Genomic DNA, 23,365 nt, shown 5'->3' on the forward strand with positions numbered 1-23,365 from the left:
GCAGGGTCCGTCACTCCCCGGTGGGCGTCTCCTTGCGGCGCAGGATCACCAGGACCGCGCCACCGATCACCACCAGGCCGATGGCCACTCCGGCGATCATCGGGGTGATCGCGGAGCCGCCCGTGGCCGCGAGGTCGGTGTCCGGCGGGTTGGTGTTGCCGCCGACCGTGGCGGGGCTGGGCTCGCTGAGGGTCTGGGTGCTCTTGGTGGTCAGCGCGCCCTGGGTCCTGCAGTCGAGGACGCCGGTGAAGCGGTCGCTGAAGCCGTTCGGGCCGGTGATCGTGAAGTCGTAGGGCTGGTCCTCCTGGAGCGGGACCGTCACCGTGCGGGTGGCCCCCGCCGGGATGGTGTGCTCGGCTCCCATCAGCTCGAAGGTGAAGGGCTGGTCGCCCTTGTTGACGGTGGTGATGTCCACGCCGCCCTTGGCGCAGTTCTTCCGGGCCGACACCGCCGGTATGGCGCCCTCGTCCGCCCAGGTGGCACTCGCGGTCGCGGAGACCGTGGACTCGCTGGAGCCGGCCAGTATCTGGGTCTGGCTGCGGCTCTCGGAGGCGAAGGCACGGCCCACCGGCACGGTGGTCGACGCCTGCACGGTCAGCTGGGCCGACCCGTCGTCCGCGTCCTCGGGGATGTCGAAGTACAGCCGGCTGCCGTTCTTCGCCGAGGTGATCACCTTGCCGGTCCTGTCGATGATCCGGACCCCGCTGCCGGCCACGTCCTCGGGCGGGCTCACCGTCACGCTGTCCGCGTTGGTGTGCACGGTCACCGGGCCGAGCAGATCACCGGGGCGGCCGGAGACCGCGGGCGGGTCCAGGGTCAGCGAGGCCTGCGGCTCGGCGCTGCCGCGGGCGCTCTTCTCCAGGTAGTCGGCGAGCTTCTCGGCCTGCGGATCGACGGCGTCGACCTCCGCCCCGTCCGAGTAGCGCCAGATGGCCACCTGGGTGCCGGCCGCCGCGTCCTGCTCGGTCAGTCCGCTCGCGCCCGCCTTCCGGGCGAGGGCGGCCAGGTCGTTCACCTGGGGGTAGGAGTTCTGCAGGATCCAGCGGATCCGGCCGGCGTCCTTGTTGGCGCCCAGCGAGGTGCCGCTCCAGGGCGTCTCCTGGTAGCGGGCGTCGCGCTGGGTGGGGTTGTGGATGTCGACGCAGTACGTCTGCAGGGTGCCGCCGCCGTCCACGGACATCTCGAACAGGCCCGCGGCCACCTGCTGGTCACCGCCGTCCTCGTGGATCACGGCCTCGCCGTAGGTCTTCAGACCGTTGAGCGTGGCTGCCGCGCCGCCCTGGGTCTGCGGTGTCCCGTCGGCCGCGGCCACGCCGGAGCCGGCCAGCACACTCGCCGTCACCAGGCCGGACACCAGCGTCACGGCGCCGAGGCGGGCCACTTGGGCGGATCGAGGAAGCCCAGAGAACGCAGCAAGCACAGAATTCCCCTTCGAGCAGGACCCGTTGGACGTGGGGGACGGTCCCACCTGCAGAATCGGCGGCCCCGAGGGGCATGCCCGGCATCCTATGGATCACGCGGACCTCGCCCGGCCGGTCAGATCGTCTGATAGCCGATCCGATCCGGAATCGTTATCGCCGGGACGGGATGCGAGCCGGGCCTATCGACAAATCCACCCATTCGGTGGGGTGTTCAACGTGACGCGCCGACAGGCCGCAGCTCGGTCCGGGCACAGGTCGGGGCACAGGCCAGGGCGCAGGCAGTGCCGAGGAGCGGCGACGGAGCCACCCACTCGGCTCACGTCATGTCACCGCCGCTGGTTCCGGGCGCGGTTGGGCCAGATCGTCGCCCTGGGCTTCGGCGGGCGGTGTCTCCCAGCTCGGCTCCGGACGTACCGCCGCCGGCGCCTCCGGCCTGGCCGGGCGGCGGAAGAGCGCGGTGCCCCGCGCCAGGTCGTGGCCGATGGCCACCGCGTCGATGTCGGCCGACACCCAGCTCTGCTGCCCCTCGCGCACCTCCGAGCGGACCTTCAGCCGCCCCTGGACGACGACGGGCTGGCCCACCTCCACCGACGCCGCCACGTTCACGGCGAGCTGGCGGTTGGCCCACACAGTGAAGAAGTTGGTGTGCCCGTCCGTCCAGGCGTTCTTCTCCCGGTCCCAGTACCGCGAGGTCACCGCCAGCCGGAACCGCGCCGACGGGCCCGACGCCGGCTCCCGGTACACCGGCTGCGTCGCCACGTTGCCCACCACGCACACCAAGGTCTCGTTCATCGTGAACCCCTCCCTCGCCCGGCCCTTCGACCGGGCGGACACGCGTACGGGCCCCTCCCGTACGGCTGCGTCTGCCGTGCCGGCGCACCAGATCCGCGTACGCCGTCACACGCCACGCCGATCGCCTGCGCCGCCCGCCCTCCACTCGTCGGACGTGCGGTGCGGCGCGATCGCCGTGGGTCCAGACTGCCTCCGCCGGGCCGAGCCCGCTGAGCGCTGTGGACAGCCACCCGCCTGTGGAAACTCCCGTCACCCGAACGAGCGGCCCACGTGTTCCCCAGCCCCTCACCCACCCCCGCCGGCCGCACACTCACCCGCCCCCGCCGGCCGCACCCACTCCCGCCCCGGCCGGCCTCACACCGCCCCGGCCCCGCTCCGGACCACCCGCCCGTACTGCTCCCGCACCTCCTGGTACCGCAGCAGTTCCGCCGCCACCGGATCGAGCACCCGGGCCCGGCCGCAGCTGGAGGCCGCCTCCCGCAGCCGCCGTTCCGCCTCCATGCCGTACCGGCGTGCCGGCCCTCTGGCCGCCATCCGGCAGCCCCACTCCACGAGCGGCCCGCCGACGATCCCGCACACCATCAGCAGCACCGGCACGCCCAGGTTGGGTGCCGTGAGCCCGGCGATCTGGCCCGCCAGCCACAGGCCGCCCACGACCTGCAGCAGGGTCATGGCCGCCTGGACCAGCACGGCCGCCGGCCACCACCCCGGGCGCGGTGGCCGTCCCGGCGGCATACCGGCCCGCGCCGCCAGCTCGTCCAACGCCTCGGACAGCCCCTGGGAGCCGCGTGCGGCCGCCTCGCGCACCGCCGCCGCCCACGGCGTCGGCAGACCCGCCGAGGCCCGGTCGGCGACCGTACGGACCGCGTGTTCGACCCGCTGGCGGGCCGTGGCCTCCTCGTCCGTCTGGGCGCGCACCCGGAGCCGGCCCGTCATGGGTCCGCCACGGTCCTGGTACCAGCGCCACAGCCGCAGCCAGGGCGTGCCGCAGGCGCGGTTGGCGTTGCGCAGCCAGGCGCGTTCAGCGGCCTCGCCGGCCGCGGTGGCGCCCACGGCGGCCGCGAGCCGGGCGGCGAACTCCTCCCGTGCCTCCTCGCTGAGGCCGACGCGCCGGCCGGTGGTGTAGAGGGGGCGCAGCTCCTCCGCCGCGGCGTCCACGTCGGCCGCGACCCGCCGGGCCGCAGCGCCGCGCTCGGTCACGAACTCGCCGAGCGCCTCGCGCAGTTCACCGATGCCGTCGCCGGTGAGCGCGGACAGCGCGAGCACGGTGGCGCCCGGTTCGCCGTACTCGCCGAGCGCGACACCGTCCTCGTCGAGCAGCCGGCGCAGATCGTCCAGGACCTGATCGGCGGCCTCCCCCGGCAGCCGGTCGACCTGGTTGAGGACGACGAACATGACCTCCGCGTGGCCGGCCATGGGCCGCAGATAGCGCTCGTGCAGCACGGCGTCCGCGTACTTCTCGGGGTCGACCACCCAGATGACCGCGTCGACCAACTTCAGGATCCGGTCGACCTGCGTACGGTGCTCGACGGCCGCGGAGTCGTGGTCGGGCAGGTCGATCAGGACCAGCCCGCGCAGCTGCCCCTCGGCCTCCGCGCTCTGCACGGGGCGCCTGCGCAGCCGGCCCGGGATGCCGAGCCGGTCGATGAGACTCGCCGCGCCGTCGCTCCAACTGCAGGCGATCGGGGCCGCGGTGGTCGGGCGCCGTACGCCGGTCTCCGAAATGGCCACTCCGGCGAGCGCGTTGAACAGCTGCGACTTTCCGCTGCCGGTGGCGCCCGCGATGGCGACGACGGTGTGCCGCCCGGAGAGCTTGCGGCGGGCGGTCGCCTCGTCCAGCACCCGGCCCGCCTCGGCGAGGGTGCGGGTGTCCAGGCGGGTGCGGGAGAGGCCGACGAGTTCGCGCAGGGCGTCGAGACGGGAGCGCAGGGGGCCGTCGTAGGCCAGGGGGGCGGGGATGTGACTGCCCAAGCTGCCCGAGCTGCCCGAGCTGCGCAAGGGGGTGTCCAGGACGGAGGCACGCTCGGCGGCGAGGGCGGCGGCGGTGCTCTCCGTCACACGCCGGGCGATGAGCCCGTCGTCCCAGGCGCCCTCGGACTCGAGGTCGGGGTCCGAGTCGGAGTCGGAGTCGGGGTCGCGATCCGCGTCGGAGGCCGGGCCGGGGGCCGGGGTGGGGGCGGGGGCCGGGGCGGGCGTGCCGCCGTCCTTGGGGCGGGCATGCGGCCCACTGCCGGCGTCGGCTTCGGGGGTCTTCACGCGCGCGTGCGGCTCCCCGTCCCCGTTCGGCTCGGGTACGCGCGCGGGGGGCTCACTCTCCTTGCGCTTCTCCGGTACGCGCACGTGCGGCTCGCTCTCCGCACGCTTTTCGGGTGCGCGCGCGTGCAGCCCGAGGTCCGTCTCGGCGTCCCGTTCCGCGGCCCCGACATCGCCCCCGGCCCCGGCCCCAGCCCCAGCCCCGACTGCGACATCGGACTCGGCCGTGGTCTCGGCTTCGGCGCCTGTGCCGGCACCTGCCTCGGCGATGTGCCCCTCCGGGGCCGGGCCGCCCTGTCCCGGAAGGCCGTCCCCGGAACCGCCGCCCGCCGGCGGGAGGCTGTCACCAAGCTCGCCCTTGCCTACGAGACCGGGCTCCCCTGCCCCGGCCCCGTCCGCGTGCTCCATGCGTTCCATGCGATCCATGTGGTTCATGTGGTCCGTGTGGTCGTGGTCAGTGACGGCGGTCACCGGTCACCTCTCCTTCTGCAGTACGGACAGCGCGGCGATGAGTTCGGCCTGGGGCTCGGCCTGGACGTCCAGGGCGTCGAGCGGGGCGAGGCGCCGCTCGCGTTCGGCGTGCATGACGCGGTCGACGTGTTCGGTCAGCAGGCGTCCGGCCCGGTCGCGCAGCCGCAGCGCGCCGTGGGCGCTGATCCGCTCGGCGAGCCTCTCGCCCGCGTTGCGCGCCCGGCGCCCGCCCAGCAGCGCGGTGGCGACCAGGGCGGCGACGACCTCGGCGTCGGGCGCGACGCTGCGCTCGAGCTCCCGTACCTCGTCCTCGGCGTACTCCTCCAACTCGCGCCGCCAGCGCCGTACGGCGAGCCCAATGCGGTGCTCGGCGTTCTGCAGGGAGGGATCCCGGCCGGCGAGCCCGGCGGCGCCCGCGGCGGGCTCGCGCCGCCAGGCCTCGTCGACGCGCTCGTCGGCGGCGGTGACGGAGCACAGGAGGAGCGCGGCCAGGCTCTCCACGAGGGAGTCCAGCAGCTCACCGGGAGTGCAGTCGAGAGGGAAGGCGCGCCAGCGCTTGAGGGCGTCCCCGGCGAGCACGGCCCCGGACTGCAGCCGGCCGCGCACGCGCGCCTGCTCGCTGTCGTACGCGCTCTCGACGGTGGAGGTGAGCCGGAGGGCGGCCGCGTACTGGGCGGCGGCGGCACTGGCCAGCTCGGGCAGGCGCGACTTCAGCGAGTCGAGGAGGCCGTACGCCGTACGGGCCATGACGCGCTGGCGAGCCGTGGAGTCCTGGGCGTGGTGGACGAGCCAGGTCCGCAGAGCTGCCACGGCGGTGGCGGGGAGTAGGCCGCCGCCCCAGGCCGACTCGGGCAGCTCCGGCACGGTGAAGCGGGGTACGTCACCGAGGCCGGCCTTGGTGAGCAGGGCGCCGTACTGGCGGGAGACCTCGGAGACGACCTGGTGAGGCACGCGGTCGAGGACGGTCACCAGGGCGGCGTCGTACTCCTTGGCGGTGCGCAGCAGATGCCAGGGAACGGCGTCGGCATAGCGGGCGGCGGTGGTGACCATGACCCAGATGTCTGCGGCGCAGATCAGCTGGGCAGCCAGGACACGGTTGTCGGCGATCAGGGAGTCGATGTCGGGCGCGTCGAGGAGGGCGAGCCCGCGCGGGAGGGTGTCGGCGGTCTCGAGGCGCAGCACGCGCGCGCGGTTCGGACCGGAGATCAGGAGGTCGTCACCCGCCTCCTGGTCCGGCACCCACACGCGGGTGAGGTGGGGGAGGACACGCATGCTGCTGAACCAGTGATGATCTTCCGGATGACAGACCAGCACTGGTGTGCGGGTCGTCGGCCGCAACACGCCCGCCTCGCTGACCCGGCGCCCCACAAGGGAGTTCACGAGGGTCGACTTGCCGGCCCCGGTGGAGCCGCCGACGACGGCCAGCAGGGGCGCCTCCGGCTCCCGCAGCCGGGGCAGCAGGTAGTCGTCTAGCTGCGCCAGGAGTTCTTCGCGGTTCGCACGCGCGCGTGGCGCCCCGGCCAGGGGCAGCGGAAAGCGTGCGGCGTCGACACGGTCGCGCAGCGCGGAGAGTGTGTCGAGCAGCTGAGGCCCTACTTCCAAGGTCACCACATGCGAAGAATGCCCAAATTTAGGGGAATTCTGAAGCATATGGACATCTCAGCGCGCCGATGGAACACATCGGATGTAAGGGATGACTGGGACACGGGCACAGTCGAGGCATAACGAGTGCACAACACCCTGTGCGCCAGGGGCCAAAAGCGGTGCACGATTCGTACCTGCCTGCGATTATCAGGACCGCTTCACCGAACCTCCACATCGAGCCACGGAGGCGAAGCATCCGGGTCAAGGAACGGGGAGCTTTATCCTTGTCCCGCACCAGGCCCCCGTAGCTCAGTGGATAGAGCAGGCGCCTTCTAAGCGCTTGGCCGCAGGTTCGAGTCCTGCCGGGGGCGCCAGCCTTCACCAGCAAAAACGCCCCAGAGGGGATCTCCCCTCCAGGGCGTTTCGTGTCTCTGACGGCAACGCTGACGGCAACGGGCCCGTCACTCGTCGTCGGCGAGCAGACTTCCCAGCTGATCCAGAGCGGCCCGCTTCTCGGTCATGTCGGCGTGCGCATAGATGTTCATGGTCACCTCCAGGGCGCTGTGCCCGACGATGTCGCGAACGATGTGCGGCGGGATACCGAGGCCGAGAAGCAGCGTCACGCAGGTATGCCGAAGGTCGTGGAAACGCACCCCCAGGCCCAGCCGCTCACGGATCGGGTAGAAGTGTCGGTTCAGGTTCCGGGGCTCGATCGGGGTCCCCCGCCTGGTGGTGAAGACCAGACCGGCTTCCCGCCACTGCTCCCCCGCTTCCTGGCGCTCCTCGGCCTGGCGCGCATGGTGCCGGCGGAGCGCGTCGACGCACACGACGGGAAGCGGTACGGGCCTCTCCGAGCGACGCGTCTTGGGCGCGGTCAGCGTCAGCTCACCATTGACCCGCTGCAGAGCCGTACGGATCTCCAGCGATCCCCCATCCAGGTCGACATCCGACCAGTGAAGCCCCAGCAACTCACCGCGCCGCAGACCCAGGTACAGGGCCAGCACGTAGGCCGCACTCAGGCGGTCATCACGCACGTCGCCCAGGAGCATCTTGGCCTCGGCGACGGACAGGCCGCGGCCGACTCGGTACCGGGGAGTCTGTACCTGGACGAGCTTGGCGACGTTGCGCTGCACCAGCTCTTCACGCACCGCGTGCTGGAGGGCGTTCCGCAGCACCGCGTGAAGGTACTGGACCATGCGGGGAGACAGCCGACGCTCACAGCACCGCTTGGGGGTGGCGGCGCAGCAGCGGCGCGTAGCGGCCTGACGGGCGGCGTCGCGCTTCTGAGCACAGCACTGGCATGCCTGCCGAGCCCAGTCGAGGAAGAGGCGCACGTCCTTGGCGGTGAGCCGGGCCAGCTTCTTCTTGCCGAGCCGAGGGATGATGTACGCGTTGACGCACTTGCTGTAGCTGTAAACCGTCGACGGCCGCACCTTGTGGCTCACGATGTGCTCAAGCCAGTAGGTCAGGTAGGTGCCAAGGCTTTCCGTCGTGTCTGCCGCAGGGATGCCCTGATCGCTCTTCGCGAGCATCTCGGTGAGCTTCCGCCGGGCCTCCTCCCAAGTCCTGCCGTAGACCCGTCGGCGCTTGTACGTGCCGTCCGGCATCAGGACATACCCCGCACCCTCGTACCGGCCGTCCTTGCGGCGGTAGATGGTGCCTTCTCCATTGGGGTTGCGTTTGGCCATCAGGCTGCCTCCTCGATCTCGTGGTTGATGAAGTCGCGCAGTGCGTCAGCGGGCACGCGGCGGGAACGGCCGACGGTGATGGAGACCAGCAGACGGGAACGGATCAGGTCGTAGACCGTGGAGCGGCCCAGCCTGAGCCGCGCCATGACCTCAGGCACCGTCAGCAGTTCGGCAAGGGCAGTGGTGCTCACGCTGCAGCTCCTTCCTGGACGAGCGCATCGAGTAGGGCTTCGCGGGCGGTTTCGCGGTTGAGCTGGAGATCGTGGGCGATGGTGGCGGCGAGGGCTGATTCGCCGGGGGTGTGGCCGTGTCCGGCGTACTGCCAATCGGCCAGGACCAGGACGGTGTCCGGCTCGGCGTCCTCCAGGCCGAGGGCTTCGCGCTCTTGAGCGGCGCGGTAGTCGGCGCGTTCCTGGCGGAGGGCGCCGAGGGTGGTGGAGTAGCTGCGGGACTTCGAGCTGAAGTGGCCCCGGAAGCCGAGCATGTGGGCCCAGGCCCACAGACGGCGGTCGGGGTAGAGCGGGTCGAGTTCCTTGCACGCCTTGATGAGGCGGCGGGCGTGGTCGGGGACCTGGTGGCGGTCGAGTTCGGCGAGTTCACCGATGCGGCGATCGAGGGTGCCGGTGGTCTCGGCGGCCTTGGTTGCGTACTTGGCGACGTAGGCGGCGACGGCCTGTTCAGTGATGTCGGAGCCGTCACCGAACGCCTTGACCGGGCGGACGTCGAGCTGGGTGCCCCAGCGGAAGCTGCGGGCGGGCTGGTCCTCGGCGGCCGGCACCGACACCGAGGTGTAGGAATGCGCGGCAGCGGCCCGGATCGCGTCGGTGAGCAGGTCGACCGTGGCCCAGGTGGGCGGTGGGTTGCCCGGTCCGTCGGGTCCGTCGAGGCGGATCACAGCATGGAAGTGCAGGGCCCCGCGCTTCTGAAACTCAGCGACCTTGCCGTAGGAGACGCGGAGGTGGTCGGGGAGTTCGCGGCGAGTGAGTCCGGCGCGGGCGGCGATCTCGCGGCGCAGACGGGTGGTGAAGCGCTGCCAGAGCTGTCCGGCGTGGTTGTTGAAGAGGACGGCGCCCGCGTAGTCGTAGGTCCCCGGGTCGATGGCGGTGCCGAGGGCGGGATCGTCGGCGTTGTGGCGGGTGCCGCAGCGGCAGACGCCTCGGTCGGGGCGGTTGTGGACCGGGCCGAAGGACGGGGCGGTGAGGGTGGCGAACACGCGGGGGTGGTCGCGGACGGTGACGGGGATGTCTCGGCGGTCGTCTCCGGCGAGCCCAGCGCGGATGAGGTGGTAAGTGTCGCCCGCGTACGTCCACGCGCAGGCCGGGCAGCGGGAGGCTCGGCGGTTGCCGCAGGCCACGCGCAGCCGTCCGCCGGGCTCCTTCTCGGTGGAGTAGTGGTGCAGAGTCTCGCCGGTGGTCTTGTCCTTATGGAGGGTCCAGCCGGTCAGGTGGATGGGGTCGGCGCAGCCTCCGGTGCGGCGGATCTGGTCTTCCCAGCGGGTGTAGTCGGGGGCCGAAGCCACCCTCAGCAGGTCGCCGAGGGTGGTCGGATCGAGCAGCGTGTCAGGCACGGGCGCCCTCCCGGGTACAGCGGGTGCGGGCGATGCCGGTGCCGTGGCAGGCCGGGCAGTGGGCGGTGATGGTGCGCAGGTGGCCGTGGGCGTCGCGGCCGCCGAGGGTGATGGCGGCGGAGGCGAAGCCGTCGCAGGCCGGGCAGATCCTCGGCGGGGGCGGGGTGTGGCGGGACATGATGGTGGTTCCTTTCGATTGCGGTTGGAGGGAACGGCCCCGGGTGGCGGCGTGCTTGGCGGCTTGTGCGCCACCCGGCGGCTGGTCAGCGAGAGGTGCGGGAGCCCCGGCGGCCACGGCCCTTGGCCGCGTACATGGCCACGTCGGCGGCGGCGAGCGCGTCCGTAAGGGCGGGTACCGGCAGGTCGGCGACGGGGCAGACCCCGAGCGAGGCAGCCAGCGGCACAGACGCCCCGGCGTAGTGCAGCGGCTCGTGGAGTACGGCGGTCAGCGCGTCGAGATCAATGGCAGCCTGATCGCGGATGACTGCGACGAATTCGTCTCCGGCCAGGCGTCCGGCGATGCCGTTGCGTCCGCACCAGGTGCGGAGCCGGTCGGCGATGGCGGTGAGGGCGGCGTCTCCGGCGGCGTGGCCGTGGGTGTCGTTGAGGGTCTTGAAGTGGTCGAGGTCGACCAGGAGGACGGCGGCGGTCGGGTGCCGGCGGATGACGTGTTCGGCGCGGGCGGTCCATCCGGCGCGGGTGTGCAGGCCAGTGAGCGGGTCGCGGCGGGCGGTGGCGAGGCGGCGGCTGAGGATGCCGCCGTGCACGGCCCAGCCGAGTAACGGCACGACGCTGGCGGCTATCTGCGGGTCCATGGGCGTTCTCCTTGGCGATGGCGGTTGGCTTGAGCAGTCCGGTCCCGGAGGCGGCGGCGTGCTTGGCGGCTTGTGCGTCGCCTCGGGGACCGGTCAGCGGCGCTTGGCTTCGGCGTTGATCAGGGAGCGGATCACCAGGGCGCAGACGGCGACGGACGCGCCAGTGATGGCAACGGCGAGAAGCATGGAGACGAGGACGGCGCCGACGACCAGGACCACGGCGGTGCCGCCGCCGAGCAGGGCGATCACGGCGCCCGGGCTGAGCTGAATGGTGGGCCGGGACGTGCCCTGAGCGGCCGGAGCAGGGGCCGAGGCGGGTGCGGTGGGGGCGTGCTGGACCTCGGTCGCCTCAACAACGGCGGGCGGGGAGGTGAGGCCGGTCGGGGTCGGCATGGTCGGGATCTTCGGGCGGAACATGGCGGCTCTCCCTTCGGGTGCGGTTACTTCTTGATGGCGGTGTCGATGGCGGGGGCGAGGATGCTGTCGGCGAGGAGGTAGCCGCCCAGGAGCAGGACGGCGACGAGCCACCAGGGCGGGCGGAGGAACTTGACGCCGAGGTAGCCGACGACGGCGAGGGCGAACCAGAGCGGGACCTGCATGGCGGTGTCTCCTAGCGGACCTTGCAGCGGTGGGTGCGGGCGGCGAGCTGGGCGGCGGCCTGGCTTGAGTAGTCGGCGGACCAGCCGCAGCCGTCGGAGCTGCAGACAGCGGCGTGCTTGGTCTGGCCGTTGCGGTCGCGGTGGGTGCCGATCTGCACCGGGCCGATCCGCATCACGGAGTGGAAGTGGTCTCGGGCGGGCATCGCGGTGGTTCTCCTTCCGGGTCAGGCGAGCTGGGCGGCGATGGCGTCGGCGAGGTGGGGCGGGACGCCGAGGCGGGCGCGCAGGGTGTCGGTGTCGATCGGGGACCCGGTGCGATCGCGGTACTCGTCGGCGACCTTGCGGGCGTGGTCGACGAGGACGGCAGGCACCGCGGGCGCGGCGGCCGGTGCAGCGGCCAGAAGGGCTGGAACTTCTTCCGTCAGAGCCGGGGCGGGCTCCGGATCAGGCACCGGCTCGGGTTCCAGTTCCACGTTGGTGACGGGTGCGCGTTCCGGGGCCGGGGTGGGTGCCGGCGGATCCGGGATCTGGTGGTCTGCTGAGTGGGCGAGAAGGGTGCCGCCGAGGAAGGCAAGGGCGGGCCATCCGGCGATGCCGAGGCGGAGCAGAGCGGGCGGGTCCGCCAGGTCGAGGAACCCGGCGGTGGCGACGTTGGCGCCGAGCGAGGCGAACAGCGCGATCAGGAACCAGCACCAGGCCAGCCGGGACGGTCCGCCCGTACGGAGGCGGCGCCAGGCGGCGACCAGGAGCAGGTCGACACTGACCGGGTAGGCCCAGGCCTTCCAGCCGTCCTGCCCGGCAGCGGCGGCCAGGTCGTGCAGGTGGGCGAAGGACAACGCCCCAGCGATCACGGCTTGCACGAGGACGGCGTCCAGGCGGAGCGGGCGGGCGGACATCCTCATGACCGGCTCCGGGGACCCCGGCCCAGGGCGCGAGCCACGGCGTCGCGGTCAGCGGTTGTGTAGGCGGTGCGGACTCCGGAGATCGACAGCCCGGCCGCTTCAGCCAGTGAGGCCAGCATATAGGGCCGGGGGCCGGTGAACTCCCGCCCGTAGGCCAGGTAGGCGCGGATCTGCTGGTCCAACTGATCACGTGCCTCCCGCAGGGCAGCGAGCTGACCGAGGAAGTCGTCGGGGAGGAGGTCATCCAGCGCTGTCAGTGACTGAGGCATGAGAGGGCCTCTCCTTCTTCAGGCATGGCAGGGGTAGGGACCTGGCGCGAAAGCTGGTCGCGCCAACCGTGGAGCGAGGAGGTCAGACGGCGGCGGGAGCCGTCTTGGACAGCGCCGCCGGAGTTCCAGAGGTCCCGGTCAGCTCGGGCCGGAAGGGGGCCAGTTCGGGCAGGTCCGGGGTGCGCCGTGCGTGCCGGTTGCAGATGTTGACCGCCTGGCGCAGGGAGGTGTGCGGGGCACGAATGCGGTGCCAGCCGCCGGTCGAGTCCCCAGCGATGGCGATCCCGCGCATCTCGGCAGGGATCTGGATTGCCGCCAGGACGGCGTCCGGGGAGATGTCGCCGAAGGCCATCTTGGCGGAGGCTTCGTCGTTGACCCGGTGTGCGGTGCGGCCGGTGAGCTGGGCGCGGAGCATGGTGATGCCGTCGCCGAGTTCGGAGCCGAAGCGCTGCCCGCAGATCTCCAGGTAGATGCCGGCGGCCCGGCCGAGCTGGGCGAGACGGACCAGGGCCTTGATGATCCGATCGCGGCGGGGGTCGTTCTTCTTCGTACTCAGGGCGAGTTCGGCTACTTCATCGACCAGGACCACGACCGGGGTCGGGCGCAGGTGGTCGGGCAGGTCCCAGATGTCGGCGGCGATCTCTTCGTCAGGGATGGCTGAGGTGATGCGCTGCTCGGCGCGGATGAGCTGGTAGACGTCCTCCATGCGGGCCACGAGGGCATCGAGGAGTTCGGCGGCGGTGTCGGGGTTGTCGGCGAGCGCGGAGAACCGGCGTGCCAGCGGGAACAGCTCCACCCCCTGCTTGCAGTCGATCCCGACCAGAGCGACATCCATCGCGGCGAGGCCTGCGACGAGGTTGCGCTGGTAGACGGACTTGCCGGACTCAGTGGCGCCGAGGGTGAGGGCGTGGGGTATCGCCCGGTAGTCGCGGTAGTGGACCGAGCCGTCCTCGCGCAGGGCGACCGGGACCCGCATCGGACGGACGTCGACCTTGGCGGGCATCTGCACCCGCTTGAGGACGTCGTAGCCGGTCGTCCGCACCTCTACGACGCCGGAGCGCAGTTCCCGGCAGGTGACCCCGTACATCGAGAACGAGTGCCGCATCCGGTCCGAGGCGGCTGCGATGTCGAAGGCATCCTGGCCGGGCCGGAGCTTGAGCCGCAGGACCAGGCCGGTCCGGGTCGGCCGCAACCGGAGGATGCGCGGCGGCCGGGACTCCGGCACGGGCCGGTTGGTCATCCGGGCTAACGCCAGCCGCCAACGCGACGGCGGAACGGTCAGCCCGCAGGCGTCCATGACGGAGCCGTAGCGGACCAGGACCCGCAGCGCGGCGAGGGTGACCCCGAAGGTCAGCCAGTACCAGGCGGGACGCCGCCACCGCAGGAGACCCGCAGTGGCGACAACCAGCACCAGAGCGACCGTGAAGCCGGTCACGGTCAGGCCGCCTTGGGCTTCGCGGCAGCGGCGGCGAGCGAGGTGACCGCGACGGCGCGGAAGGCGATACCGTGCCGCTTCTGCCCGTTGAAGTCGTTCTCCCACGGGCGTGCGATAAGCCCGGTGAGCGCGACCGGCGTGCCCATGGTCAGCTCACCGGAGATACCGGGCTCGGGGACGGTGATGGCCAGGATCTCGACCTCGTCGTTCGCCGCGAACATCACGTCGACGGTCATCAGCTTGGCGCCGGTTTCGGCGTCCGTGGCGATCTCGCCGGTGCGGCGGTCCTTGAGCTTGATCTGGGGGGTCTTGGCGACCATCACGGTCGCGGTGGAGGTGTCGACGGGGATCTGACGCACAGCGGATCACTCCTCTATAGGGGCCGAACTCCGTCACTCATGTATATGAGTGATATGAAGAAGAGTGCACCACTCCTATACATGAGTCAACCCGCCACGAAGAAGAACTCGCGGCGGGCTGAGTGGAGTTGACCGTGCGTCAGTCTTCGGCGGGGATCCGGTACTCGAAAACGAACTGGTCAGCGGCCATGAGGGTGTCGCAGACCTCGACCACGCGCCCCTCGGTCGTACGAGCCTCACGGATCAGATGAACCAGTGGCGCGCCAGCGCTCAGCGCAAGCTCGGAGGCCTCCGCCTTCGAGGCCGGACGCGCCTGGAGGGTCTCAACGAACTCGGCGAACTCGTGGCCGTGGTCTTCGAGTCGCGCGTAGATGCCACCACCGCCGGGGTTCTCGGCGAACAGCTCAGGGATGTCCTTCACGACGTCCCATGGGAGGTACGACGTCGCCGTCTCGACGGGGGTGCCGTTGCGGAAGTAGAGGCGACGGCGGGCAAGCACCTGGGTGCCGGCGGGGACGGCCAGTCGCCGGGCTGCATCCTCGGGTGCCTCCATGGGGCCGATGTACAGGACGCTCACCTTGGCCGTGGCGCCGGACTGCTCGGACTCAGCGAGGTAGGCGGCCTTGCCGCCCCTGCGATGCGAGCGCCGGAAGCGGTCGGAGGACCGATGCCGCACTGGCGGACGATCCTTCACGATCGAGCCCTTGCCGTGCCGGGTCTCCACGAGCCCGCTCGCGCGCACTTCAACCATGGCCTTGCGGATCGTGCCGCCCGAGACGCCGTAGCGCTCGACCAGCTCGGACTCACTCGGCACCATCTCACCAGGCTTGAGGACACCCGCCCGGATCTGCTGCACGATCTCCTCGGCGATCTGTACGTACCGAGGTACGGACCTCTCACCTCCTACCGCGGTTCCCATAGTCCTTCTCTTCCTCCTATGCTCCTGTACATGAGTAACAGCGCCCAGGAAGGCCAGTCAACGCCACTGCACTCCGTGTCCGTCGCGGGGGTAGTGGTACGCGACGACGGCCGACTCCTGGCGATCCGCCGCGCCGACAACGGCACTTGGGAACTGCCCGGCGGTGTACTCGAACTCGAGGAGACCCCGGAGGCCGGCGTCGCCCGCGAGGTCCTGGAGGAGACCGGCATCCACGTCGAGGTGGACGAACTCACCGGCGTGTACAAGAACACAGCCCGAGGCATCGTCGCCCTGGTCTTCAGGTGCAAGCCCTCTGGCGGCACCGAGCGCACGTCCAATGAGTCGACAGCCGTCGACTGGCTCACGCCCGAAGAGGTCGCAGAGCGCATGTCCGAGGTCTTCGCAGTCCGGCTCTTGGATGCCCTGGACGGCAACGGCCCGCACGTGAGGAGCCATGACGGACGGCGGCTCATCCCAGCGGGATAAGAGTTTCCCTACTTCATCAAGAGCCCGCGCACGGCGCGGGCGCGCACCGCCTCTGCGGCGCGGCCTGCCTCCTGTCTGCGCCCCGGCTGGCCGCGCCCGGCGGCGCGCTCGGCGGCTGCGGGCATGAAGCGGGAGACACCCTCTGTGGCTGGGGCGGTCGGCTCCACGGCTTTAGGCAGCCACTTTGGGGCGAGCCTCTAAGATCATGGCCCCAACGTCGTGCTTTAACGGGCAGGTCCACAGACTGCCCGACTCGCCGGAAGCTTACGGGGCCATGATCACTCGCCCCAAAGCAGCTCCAGCCCAAAGCCGCTCCGCCGCCCTCACTCTTCCCGAGGGGGCCCATCGCCCGTGCAGGAAGCGCTAACCTGTGCTCCCAGTCGGGCCGCCAGAACGGGGACCACGTGTCGCTGCTACAACCGCCTATTACCGAAGACGACCTTCCCGGTATTTTCAAGTCGGCTGATGGAATTTCAAAGAAATCACAAAGAGAGTACCTGCGCTGGACTCGGGGGCGACTTCAGTTGGCTGTTCTGGCAGCTATCGCCGGAATCTTCACAGCCAGCAGTAAGGATGGGACTTGGGTCGAGAAGGTCTCCGCGACCTTTGCTCTGGTTTCCTTCACTGCCGCTCTGTTGCTAGAGGTGCATCTCTTGCGAGATAGGCCGGAAGAGCGCTGGTATCACGGAAGGGCGCTGGCGGAATCCGCCAAAACGTTGGCTTGGCGGTACATGGCGGTTGCCGATCCGTTCCCCTCAAGCCTCCCACCCGACAGGGCCGAAGAGGTGCTGTTGGCTCGTATCCAGGATCTATTCAGAGAATCATCTGCCAGCTTGGCCGGCTTGACTGTGGGGGCCAGTCAAGTCACACCTAAGATGCGCCGGGTGAGGGGTGCCGACCTGGCATCTCGCAGAAGGTTCTATCTTGAATCCCGAGTGCTGGATCAGCAGGCATGGTACGAGAAGAAGGCCAAAGAGAACGAGCAAAAGTCACAGCGCTGGCGATTGGCTCTAGTCTCGTGCGAGATAGTCGGGGTCATTGTGACTGTCGCCACCCTGCTAGATGTGTCCAACGTTGACGCAGGAGGCGCAGTTGCAGCAGCCATTGCTGCTGGGGGCGCTTGGCTGGAGGTTAAGCAATTCGACAACCTGGCTTCAGCCTATTCGCTGACTGCTGCCGAGCTCAGCTTTGTGCAAGCAACTGGAGGAAATATCACGGACGAGGATAAGTGGTCAGACTACGTTGTTTCTGCCGAGCAAGCCATCAGCCGAGAACACACCATGTGGCTGGCACGGAGAGTAGGACTAAGAGCTGCAAGGAGAAATGCGTGACCCTCACCTACCAGAACAGAGTGGCCCAGGCTCGGCTGATTTCAATCTCTCGGCAGCTTGAATACAAGGCCGATTCACCTGTCCGCCATAAGTGCTTCCTTAGCTACCACGCGGTAGATGCGGAAGAAGTGCTTTCCTTCGTCGAGTCGTTCGGCGACTACTTCATTCCGCGAGCCATTGGCGTCTCCGAAGATGATCCGGTGATTGAAAGCGAAGACAACGACTATATATTGGATCGCATTAGGAGTAAGTATCTGGCTGACTCTACCGTCACCATTGTCATGACGGGGAAGTGCACATGGGCCAGAAAGTTCGTGGACTGGGAGGTTTATAGCTCATTGCGTAAAGATAGAGTGAACCGCCTGAATGGACTAATGGCAATTCAGCTACCTTCTGGCAAAAGGACAGGTGGAGCTCTGCCGGCCAGGGTCGACGACAATGTCGTAAGAGAGGATGGGGCGGATATTGGGTATGCGCGGTATTATGCGTATCCAGACAGTGGCTCATCGCTAAAGAGCTGGATCCAAGATGCTTTTGATGCGCGGCGAACAAGAGTCAAGCTCATTGAGAATGGCCGTGCGCGAAAGAAGAACAACTCCTATTGTTCTTGAGGCGATCTGTATGTTTGTCCACTTCACATCGCCCTGTCATCCAGGCTTCCCAGGCCGCTGACGGAAAAGCCTGCGTCGCGACACGGCCCCTGCGGATCTTTGGGCTTCCCTAGCCCCGGATCGGCAGGGGCCGTGTCGCTACTTCGGAGCTCGCTGCCTGTAGCGACCGCCCGGACCTGGATGGGCGCAGCGAACCGCGAGCTCACGAAGTCGCATTGCCGTGTGCAACCGTTACAACTGACAACTTCAGCCACATTGAACCGAACGGTAGTGATCGATTATGCAAGGAAAGCACTCTCGCGCTCACGGGTGCGCTAGAGTGCACCGTCACATGGCAATCAAGCTTAGGGCCCCGTCATTGACGGAGCAAAGCTAGGAGGCATTGTCTTGAGGTGGCGTAATTTAGGTTCCATCGGATGCTTTTCTGGGGTGGCCGTTGGGGTACTTGGGTGCTGCCTCGTATGGCTTGCGGCCGTTTGCATGCTCCTGGTGCTGCTTTGGAAGGAAGGGGTCCTTGTATTTCTCGGGTTTATAGGCGTGTTTGTGATAGCCGCACTGGTGAACCCGGGTATCGATGACCTGTATGCAGGGGGATGGTCCAAGGAGGCCGGGCGTAGCTGCTCTTGCATCTTGGCGGTATTTACACTGATTTTGGCTGCCACCGCGTTCTCTGTATTTGGCTGGCTGGTCTGGCGGCACGGCATACTCCTCCTTCTGGGGTACGTTGGTGTGGCGGTCGCCTGCGAACTTATCAATCGAATGATCAACCATCAGCCCACCTGGCTCAGTCGCCTATTCGCACCGTTCGTACTGGTGCCGGCGTACCTTTTTATTAAGGCGGGGCTTCCGTGGGGTGTTATCGGGTGGTCTCACCGAGGCGCGCCCTTTGATGGCCGGTACTTAGTAGCCGCCTTAGCCTCTCACTTTTTCATCATGCATGCCTTCGTCTACTTGTGGAAGTTTGACAACCTTCGACATCAGCATCGAATTGATGAGGACTCCGAGAAGTTACTCTCATCTATAATTCAGGGGAAATCAGAAACGCACCAAAGTTACGTGCTCTATCTGCGGCCCTTTTTCAGTACCGCTCAGCTCCCGTCGGGCGCGCAAACTAGCGATGGTAAGCCCGCTCAGCATATTGACATGGAGCTGGTATTTCGAAGGGCTTTCAAGCGTGACCGGCTTTTCGTGGCGCTGGGAAAGCCTGGAGAAGCCGAGGGTGCAGCGCGCCTTCTTACCTCTGACAAGAACTGGTGGAATACGTTCGTAAGGCTCGCGGAGAAAGCGGATCTAATCGTGATGCTCCCTTCGGTGAAGGAGGGAACATTCCGCGAGGCTCGATGGATCCGCCAGAATGGCATGCTGGAGAAGTGTCTAATGTTCATGCCGGCTATGCCTCCCGCGTCGGGAAGAATCGACATCTATGAGGGGCCCAAGCTCCCCATCGTAAGGGTTCGCCGCCAAAGGGTTTACTCATACAATCCTGCTGCAGAATGGGTAGAAGCGGCTGCCCGGTATCACGGCATCGGTATTGAGCTGCCCGAGTATGATCCCCGCGGAGCACTCGTTCGCCTCAAAAGAAACGGACGCGCTGACGAGATTGACTACCTGGATCTCCATAATCACGCCCGGAGAGCCAGCAGGGTTCGCAAGGGCGTTAGGCGTCTCGTCGGCGGCTAGCTCGCTCACCGCTCGGGGTCAACCTGCGATGGGCAGCGGCTCGTGACGATGCCAGATCAGGTACCGGTCCTCGCGGCGCAGTTCCGCGGAACCCCACTCAATACGCATGACACCCTCCCCCATGGAGCAGGCGTAGGCGACGAGGACGAGCCCCACGTCTTCGGGGAGCAGCTCCAGGTCTGGGTGCACCTCGGAGTCCTCAAGTTCTCCCCAATCCAGGTCGAATGCCTGCTGCAGAGGAGGCGGGCCGTGTCGCCGGATCAGTTCTGCTCGGAAACCCGTGGCCCGACGGAGACGTGCAGCCGTGACAGGCACGTCCTTCTTCGCGTAGCGGAGGGGATACAGCAGGTGGCCGCGGACGAGCATCATCGTTCGTCCTTGCAGGCGTACTTGTTCCCCGAGTCCGGAGATGCCGGCGGCCAGTTCCTCGTATTGCACAGCGTAGAGGCCATGTCCGTAGGCTTCGAGCGTCTGGGTATGGACGCCCTCCTGCCCGGTGCGTGCCCGATCATGAGCCCGGACGAGGCAAGCCGGGATGATATCGGCCAGTTCGCTGGCTATGTCCCCGAAGGTCTCACGTGCCCACTGACTGGCTGAACCCACAACGTACCGCCCTTCCCTAGTGGTCCTGCAGGCACCGAGCAGCGTCCACCTAAACCGTGCTGCGCCCAGGCGAGTCACACAAGGTGGCAACAGCGCACAAAGGGAGCGCACACCACCTGAAGAGGGTTCACCGCACGTACCGCTCGCGCGCCAACAGCAGCGGACGTCCTCCCGGCCCCATCGCTCGCGGTGACGGCAATCCTGACGGCAACGACGGCAGACGGCAGCGACCTCCAGCGGTCCGGCCCGGTGCTGGCGTACGCCGATCGGGTCGAATCACCAAGGCCTGCCCGCATCTTCTAAGCGCTTGGCCGCAGGTTCGAGTCCTGCCGGGGGCGCCATCCCTCGCCCTCCCGCCCGGGAGGGCTTTTTGCTGGTCAGGGCATGTTTCGCGAGACACGACAAAGCCCCAGGCACTCCCCTGACGATCAAGGGAAGGCTCCGGGGCTGTCCGGCTGTCACCGGGTTTTCGCGGGTGGCCGTGTCGAAGTTTTTGGCTGGGACACTCAGCCGGTGTCCGGCAGCTCGGGAAGATCCCCCGCAGCTTCGAGCCGCCTCTTGAGATCAGGAAGCTGCCCCTCGACACACCGGGCGTAGGTGGCCAGTAGCACGGGGACACTGTTTCCGGCCCAGTCCACCACGTGCGCGGGCGGGATCCCATCGTTCAGCCACTTCGTCAGGCGCGTGTGCCGGTTGTCGTACACGCGCTTCCCCGTGGGCGACTCGAAGACGTGGGGCGGCAGCACAGCCTTGCGGGCATTGCGCCACGCCCGACGGATGACGGAGCCAGCGAGAATGCCTCCCGTTTCACCCTGGAACAGCAGATCCCCAGGCTGGAGCTGTTCGTCCTCGATGTGCTGCCGAAGGATGCGCGTCAGGGCGGGATGCCCCGGCACAGTGCGCGTCTCGCCCTCGGCGCGGCCCTTCAGGTCCCGTTCTTCGTGGATCTCGCCCGTGTCCGTCCATTGCTTGCCGACCTCTGGCGTGGCCGTGTGGATCAGCAGCTCGCACCACTGGTCGTCCGCATCGGGACCGGGCAGTGTCACGTCCTTCACTCGCATGGCTACGGCTTCCTCGGGACGCGGACCGCAGTAGTACAAGGTGGCGAAGAAGGCGTGCAGTCGCTCGCCTCCACGAGGCCGGCGCCGGATCCAGTCGAGCAGTGCCGCCGCCTGATCCGGACCCATCAAGCACCCGTCGTCGCGTCGCTCCTCCGGGCGGGCACACAGTGCATGAGGTCAGAACACGTCGTGGCTGGGGCGATACACGTTCGCGAAGTTCCTGCTGTTCGCATGCGCGGGGATCGCCTCGGAGGGGCTCATGGTGGTCTTCTACAAGTTCCACGCGTGATCGCTGGCGCCAGCGTGCGGTTCATGAGCCGCACGCTGCGTGACTCGATCGGATCCGGGGCCGTCGCTGGGCCATCCGAGGATGCTCAACGACGACCAACGCTGACAACCACCGACAGCTAAGTCGCAGGTCGCAGCGTTGATCGATTACGTGGCCGCAGGTCAGGGACCCGGCCCTTCACTTCTTCGGCATCTGAGCGAGGACGCGTCCAGCTCCGCTGAACCGACCGAGAACCGTCAGGGAAGCTTCGTCATTGCGCCCAGCCCCACCCAGTAAGCGATGCATGCAACCGCCAAGCTGACGAGAGCGGCGACCACATGGGCGTACTCGTAGTGCAGGTGGTTCGCCGTTTCATGGGCAGGGCTGGACGTGAAGAGAAAGGCGGTTGTGGAGGCCAGGACGGCTCCCGCCTTGTCCTTGGTCCACCGTGCCTTCAGCTCGGAGTTGCTTGCCACAAGGCGGTTGTATCGAGCACTCGGGCGGTGCGCAAGATCCCCTGCGCGCCAGCTAGGTGGAGCCAGCAGGGACTCACAGGGACCATCAGTGCCGACCGCGGCGCAGATACGCCGCTCTCCAAGGGATCTGTACAGCAACGAAGTACAGCAACCACCGCGACCGCAACGACCCACCACCGGCCCGAGATGACTGGCTGACGTGCCAGGCCGGCCCCAGCGACCACTGTGCCCATAGTTCGCATCGAGAGGCGGGCCGTCACCGTGATGGCATGCAAGGGGGCGCGCAGTAATGCTTGTCAAGACCGCATGGATCGGCTGACACCAACAAGCGCGAATAGTGGCGGTCGGCGCCGGACCTCAGTGGACGGTCGGCCGAGGCACAGCGCCGGTTGGCCGACGCTGCCGCATCCCCGTGATCGACCTGAAAAGGATGAGGTCACAGGTTCGAGTCCTGCTGTCGACCAACGGCTCACCCTCGCGCCTTCAGTATCTCGCCCCTGTGTCACACTGCCTCCGGCTGTCAGATCGCGGCCTCGCGAGGAGGTAGGACGTGGCACTGGGCGCCTTGCTCATAGTGGTGGGTGGGTGGGTCGCGATCACTGCGCTGCAATTCGCAGGCCTCGTAGTCGGCATGTACGCGCTTTCACTCGGGCGAGTACCCGGCCGATGGCTACAGCGCAACGTCGAGCACCCGAGGATCTGGGGGGCCGGTGCTCTGTTGCTAGCAGTCGGCGTGTCCTTCTCCTCGACTGTCGCGATCATCGGAGCCGGGCTCATCACCCTCGGATACCTCAATCTCCCGACGTTCAACTACTGATCATCGAGAGAGTCCAGGGAGGACGGACCCAGGCGTGCCACTCCCGTGCCAGATCCAGCGGGGAGTCACGGGGAACGGCAGTAGCCGACGGACGGCCGGGCATCGGTCCGCCCATGTGGACAGTTCACAGGTCAGGGCGGTATCCACCTCGCCTCGCTCCTAAAGCGGTGGTCCGAGTCAAGGGGGTGCCCGCGGGTCTGCAAGTGGGGGTTGTAGCCCGCCAGGTTCCGGCATTGTGCCCCGTGGTTGAGCGCTGAGATCCTTACGGCGAGTGCCTAGGAGAAGGCGCCGGGGAGGGTCGTGTGTCGTCCGTCGTTCTTGTAATCATCCTCGTGATGGCGTTGATACTGTACGTGACCGGCGCATTGGCCGTGGCGACTGGGCGCGTCGCACTCCCTTGGGTGCGCAAGGGAGTGAAACAGCCTCGCGTATGGGGTGCCGGGGCGTTGCTGATCGCGGCGAGCCTCACGGCGGCGTGGCTGGTGCCCTTCCATGGTCAAAGCCTGCTCATGCTGGCTGGTCTCGCGCTGACCTGGCGGGCCCAGGGCTGGCGACACCGGGAGACGCCCCGGACGGAGTGAGACTCCGGTGCTGAGCTGGGCCGTCTATGGGCCGTGGAAGAGCGCTGAACGATGACCAATGCTGACAACCGCCGACAGCTCAACTTCGTCGGCTACTGATGCCGGCGGACGAGGTGCTCGGTGTACCAGCGCACGACGGCCCAGGCTGTCCGTCTCAGTTTCCGTCTCATTCAGGGGCGGACGCCGCCGTTCAGGAGGGTTCGGCCGTCGGCTCCCGATCAACAGCCGGACGGACATGAACCCAGGTGAACGCCTCGGCATCGGGCCTGGCGGGCCACCAACAGACTTGGAAAGCGTGCACCTGTCCAGCATGCAGTGAAGATACGGCGCGGGCGACGGTCACGCACCGTGTCCACTGGCCACGACCCCAGCGACAT

General features: G+C 68.2%; 26 protein-coding genes and 1 tRNA gene. 7 read left to right on the forward strand and 20 right to left on the reverse strand.

The window, feature by feature from the left end; all coding sequences use genetic code 11:
- Positions 1 to 10: 10 nt before the first annotated feature.
- The 4 genes from ACFYZZ_RS13555 to ACFYZZ_RS13570 all read right to left on the reverse strand — a co-directional run bounded on the left by ACFYZZ_RS13555 (position 11) and on the right by ACFYZZ_RS13570 (position 6,548).
- Positions 11 to 1,420: a Cys-Gln thioester bond-forming surface protein gene (locus ACFYZZ_RS13555; RefSeq protein ID WP_389174894.1), complete on the reverse strand. Its 1,410-nt coding sequence runs from the start codon at positions 1,418 to 1,420 to the stop codon at positions 11 to 13.
- Between the two features lie 322 nt (positions 1,421 to 1,742).
- Positions 1,743 to 2,213 (reverse strand): single-stranded DNA-binding protein, encoded by a 471-nt coding sequence (locus tag ACFYZZ_RS13560; protein ID WP_389174896.1) that lies wholly within the window; start codon positions 2,211 to 2,213, stop codon positions 1,743 to 1,745.
- 354 nt (positions 2,214 to 2,567) lie between these two features.
- The gene (locus tag ACFYZZ_RS13565) at positions 2,568 to 4,937 is read right to left on the reverse strand and encodes a YfjP family GTPase (RefSeq protein WP_389174899.1); all 2,370 of its coding nucleotides are present in this window, start codon (positions 4,935 to 4,937) and stop codon (positions 2,568 to 2,570) included.
- 3 nt (positions 4,938 to 4,940) lie between these two features.
- On the reverse strand, positions 4,941 to 6,548 hold the full coding sequence (locus ACFYZZ_RS13570) for a dynamin family protein (RefSeq protein ID WP_389174902.1): 1,608 nt from the start codon (positions 6,546 to 6,548) through the stop codon (positions 4,941 to 4,943).
- 271 nt (positions 6,549 to 6,819) lie between these two features.
- On the opposite strand from ACFYZZ_RS13570, the gene ACFYZZ_RS13575 reads away from it, so the two are divergent.
- A tRNA-Arg gene (locus tag ACFYZZ_RS13575) sits at positions 6,820 to 6,895 on the forward strand.
- Positions 6,896 to 6,982: 87 nt separating this feature from the next.
- Here ACFYZZ_RS13575 and ACFYZZ_RS13580 read toward each other — a convergent pair.
- The 13 genes from ACFYZZ_RS13580 to ACFYZZ_RS13640 form a co-directional block, all read right to left on the reverse strand.
- On the reverse strand, positions 6,983 to 8,209 hold the full coding sequence (locus ACFYZZ_RS13580; protein WP_389174905.1) for a tyrosine-type recombinase/integrase: 1,227 nt from the start codon (positions 8,207 to 8,209) through the stop codon (positions 6,983 to 6,985).
- Positions 8,209 to 8,400: a helix-turn-helix domain-containing protein gene (locus ACFYZZ_RS13585; RefSeq protein ID WP_389174907.1), complete on the reverse strand. Its 192-nt coding sequence runs from the start codon at positions 8,398 to 8,400 to the stop codon at positions 8,209 to 8,211. The genes ACFYZZ_RS13580 and ACFYZZ_RS13585 overlap by 1 nt, the downstream gene beginning before the upstream one ends.
- Positions 8,397 to 9,776 carry a replication initiator protein RepSA gene (repSA, locus tag ACFYZZ_RS13590; protein ID WP_384462471.1) on the reverse strand — a complete coding sequence of 460 codons (1,380 nt, stop codon included), beginning with the start codon at positions 9,774 to 9,776 and terminating at the stop codon, positions 8,397 to 8,399. The genes ACFYZZ_RS13585 and repSA overlap by 4 nt, the downstream gene beginning before the upstream one ends.
- Positions 9,769 to 9,954 (reverse strand): hypothetical protein, encoded by a 186-nt coding sequence (locus ACFYZZ_RS13595; protein ID WP_389174910.1) that lies wholly within the window; start codon positions 9,952 to 9,954, stop codon positions 9,769 to 9,771. Before ACFYZZ_RS13595 ends, repSA begins: the two co-directional genes overlap by 8 nt.
- 85 nt (positions 9,955 to 10,039) lie before the next feature.
- The gene (locus ACFYZZ_RS13600; RefSeq protein WP_384462477.1) at positions 10,040 to 10,591 is read right to left on the reverse strand and encodes a GGDEF domain-containing protein; all 552 of its coding nucleotides are present in this window, start codon (positions 10,589 to 10,591) and stop codon (positions 10,040 to 10,042) included.
- Positions 10,592 to 10,684: 93 nt separating this feature from the next.
- Positions 10,685 to 11,008, reverse strand: coding sequence for a SpdD-like protein (locus ACFYZZ_RS13605; RefSeq protein WP_389174913.1), 324 nt, complete (start codon positions 11,006 to 11,008; stop codon positions 10,685 to 10,687).
- A 23-nt stretch (positions 11,009 to 11,031) separates the two neighbouring features.
- Positions 11,032 to 11,190, reverse strand: coding sequence for a hypothetical protein (locus ACFYZZ_RS13610; RefSeq protein WP_380880610.1), 159 nt, complete (start codon positions 11,188 to 11,190; stop codon positions 11,032 to 11,034).
- 11 nt (positions 11,191 to 11,201) lie between these two features.
- Positions 11,202 to 11,393: a mobile element transfer protein gene (locus tag ACFYZZ_RS13615; RefSeq protein ID WP_384462483.1), complete on the reverse strand. Its 192-nt coding sequence runs from the start codon at positions 11,391 to 11,393 to the stop codon at positions 11,202 to 11,204.
- 21 nt (positions 11,394 to 11,414) lie between these two features.
- On the reverse strand, positions 11,415 to 12,086 hold the full coding sequence (locus ACFYZZ_RS13620) for a DUF2637 domain-containing protein (protein ID WP_389175756.1): 672 nt from the start codon (positions 12,084 to 12,086) through the stop codon (positions 11,415 to 11,417).
- Between the two features lie 2 nt (positions 12,087 to 12,088).
- A complete protein-coding gene (locus ACFYZZ_RS13625) occupies positions 12,089 to 12,361 on the reverse strand; it encodes a hypothetical protein (RefSeq protein ID WP_389174916.1) in 273 nt (90 codons plus the stop codon).
- An 82-nt stretch (positions 12,362 to 12,443) separates the two neighbouring features.
- The gene (locus ACFYZZ_RS13630; RefSeq protein WP_389174919.1) at positions 12,444 to 13,796 is read right to left on the reverse strand and encodes an FtsK/SpoIIIE domain-containing protein; all 1,353 of its coding nucleotides are present in this window, start codon (positions 13,794 to 13,796) and stop codon (positions 12,444 to 12,446) included.
- A 2-nt stretch (positions 13,797 to 13,798) separates the two neighbouring features.
- Positions 13,799 to 14,155 carry a hypothetical protein gene (locus ACFYZZ_RS13635; RefSeq protein WP_389174922.1) on the reverse strand — a complete coding sequence of 119 codons (357 nt, stop codon included), beginning with the start codon at positions 14,153 to 14,155 and terminating at the stop codon, positions 13,799 to 13,801.
- A gap of 139 nt (positions 14,156 to 14,294) precedes the next feature.
- On the reverse strand, positions 14,295 to 15,074 hold the full coding sequence (locus ACFYZZ_RS13640; protein ID WP_389174924.1) for a GntR family transcriptional regulator: 780 nt from the start codon (positions 15,072 to 15,074) through the stop codon (positions 14,295 to 14,297).
- Between the two features lie 18 nt (positions 15,075 to 15,092).
- On the opposite strand from ACFYZZ_RS13640, the gene ACFYZZ_RS13645 reads away from it, so the two are divergent.
- The 4 genes from ACFYZZ_RS13645 to ACFYZZ_RS13660 all read left to right on the forward strand — a co-directional run bounded on the left by ACFYZZ_RS13645 (position 15,093) and on the right by ACFYZZ_RS13660 (position 19,182).
- Positions 15,093 to 15,560 (forward strand): NUDIX hydrolase, encoded by a 468-nt coding sequence (locus ACFYZZ_RS13645; protein WP_389174927.1) that lies wholly within the window; start codon positions 15,093 to 15,095, stop codon positions 15,558 to 15,560.
- A 404-nt stretch (positions 15,561 to 15,964) separates the two neighbouring features.
- On the forward strand, positions 15,965 to 16,891 hold the full coding sequence (locus ACFYZZ_RS13650) for a DUF4231 domain-containing protein (RefSeq protein WP_389174930.1): 927 nt from the start codon (positions 15,965 to 15,967) through the stop codon (positions 16,889 to 16,891).
- Positions 16,888 to 17,502 carry a TIR domain-containing protein gene (locus tag ACFYZZ_RS13655; RefSeq protein WP_389174933.1) on the forward strand — a complete coding sequence of 205 codons (615 nt, stop codon included), beginning with the start codon at positions 16,888 to 16,890 and terminating at the stop codon, positions 17,500 to 17,502. The genes ACFYZZ_RS13650 and ACFYZZ_RS13655 overlap by 4 nt, the downstream gene beginning before the upstream one ends.
- Positions 17,503 to 17,982: 480 nt before the next feature.
- Positions 17,983 to 19,182 (forward strand): hypothetical protein, encoded by a 1,200-nt coding sequence (locus tag ACFYZZ_RS13660; RefSeq protein ID WP_389174936.1) that lies wholly within the window; start codon positions 17,983 to 17,985, stop codon positions 19,180 to 19,182.
- A gap of 18 nt (positions 19,183 to 19,200) precedes the next feature.
- On the opposite strand, the gene ACFYZZ_RS13665 is transcribed toward ACFYZZ_RS13660, so the two are convergent.
- From ACFYZZ_RS13665 to ACFYZZ_RS13675, 3 genes are all read right to left on the reverse strand, one after another.
- Positions 19,201 to 19,785 (reverse strand): hypothetical protein, encoded by a 585-nt coding sequence (locus tag ACFYZZ_RS13665; RefSeq protein ID WP_389174938.1) that lies wholly within the window; start codon positions 19,783 to 19,785, stop codon positions 19,201 to 19,203.
- A gap of 506 nt (positions 19,786 to 20,291) precedes the next feature.
- Positions 20,292 to 20,972: a tyrosine-type recombinase/integrase gene (locus ACFYZZ_RS13670; RefSeq protein WP_389174941.1), complete on the reverse strand. Its 681-nt coding sequence runs from the start codon at positions 20,970 to 20,972 to the stop codon at positions 20,292 to 20,294.
- Positions 20,973 to 21,371: 399 nt separating this feature from the next.
- Positions 21,372 to 21,590 carry a hypothetical protein gene (locus ACFYZZ_RS13675; protein ID WP_389174944.1) on the reverse strand — a complete coding sequence of 73 codons (219 nt, stop codon included), beginning with the start codon at positions 21,588 to 21,590 and terminating at the stop codon, positions 21,372 to 21,374.
- A 550-nt stretch (positions 21,591 to 22,140) separates the two neighbouring features.
- On the opposite strand from ACFYZZ_RS13675, the gene ACFYZZ_RS13680 reads away from it, so the two are divergent.
- Positions 22,141 to 22,407 (forward strand): hypothetical protein, encoded by a 267-nt coding sequence (locus ACFYZZ_RS13680; protein ID WP_389174947.1) that lies wholly within the window; start codon positions 22,141 to 22,143, stop codon positions 22,405 to 22,407.
- A 302-nt stretch (positions 22,408 to 22,709) separates the two neighbouring features.
- Positions 22,710 to 22,988, forward strand: coding sequence for a hypothetical protein (locus ACFYZZ_RS13685; protein ID WP_389174950.1), 279 nt, complete (start codon positions 22,710 to 22,712; stop codon positions 22,986 to 22,988).
- The last annotated feature ends 377 nt before the right edge of the window (positions 22,989 to 23,365 follow it).

It is taken from the genome of Streptomyces sp. NPDC001816, assembly GCF_042892235.1.
GTDB lineage: Bacteria > Actinomycetota > Actinomycetes > Streptomycetales > Streptomycetaceae > Streptomyces.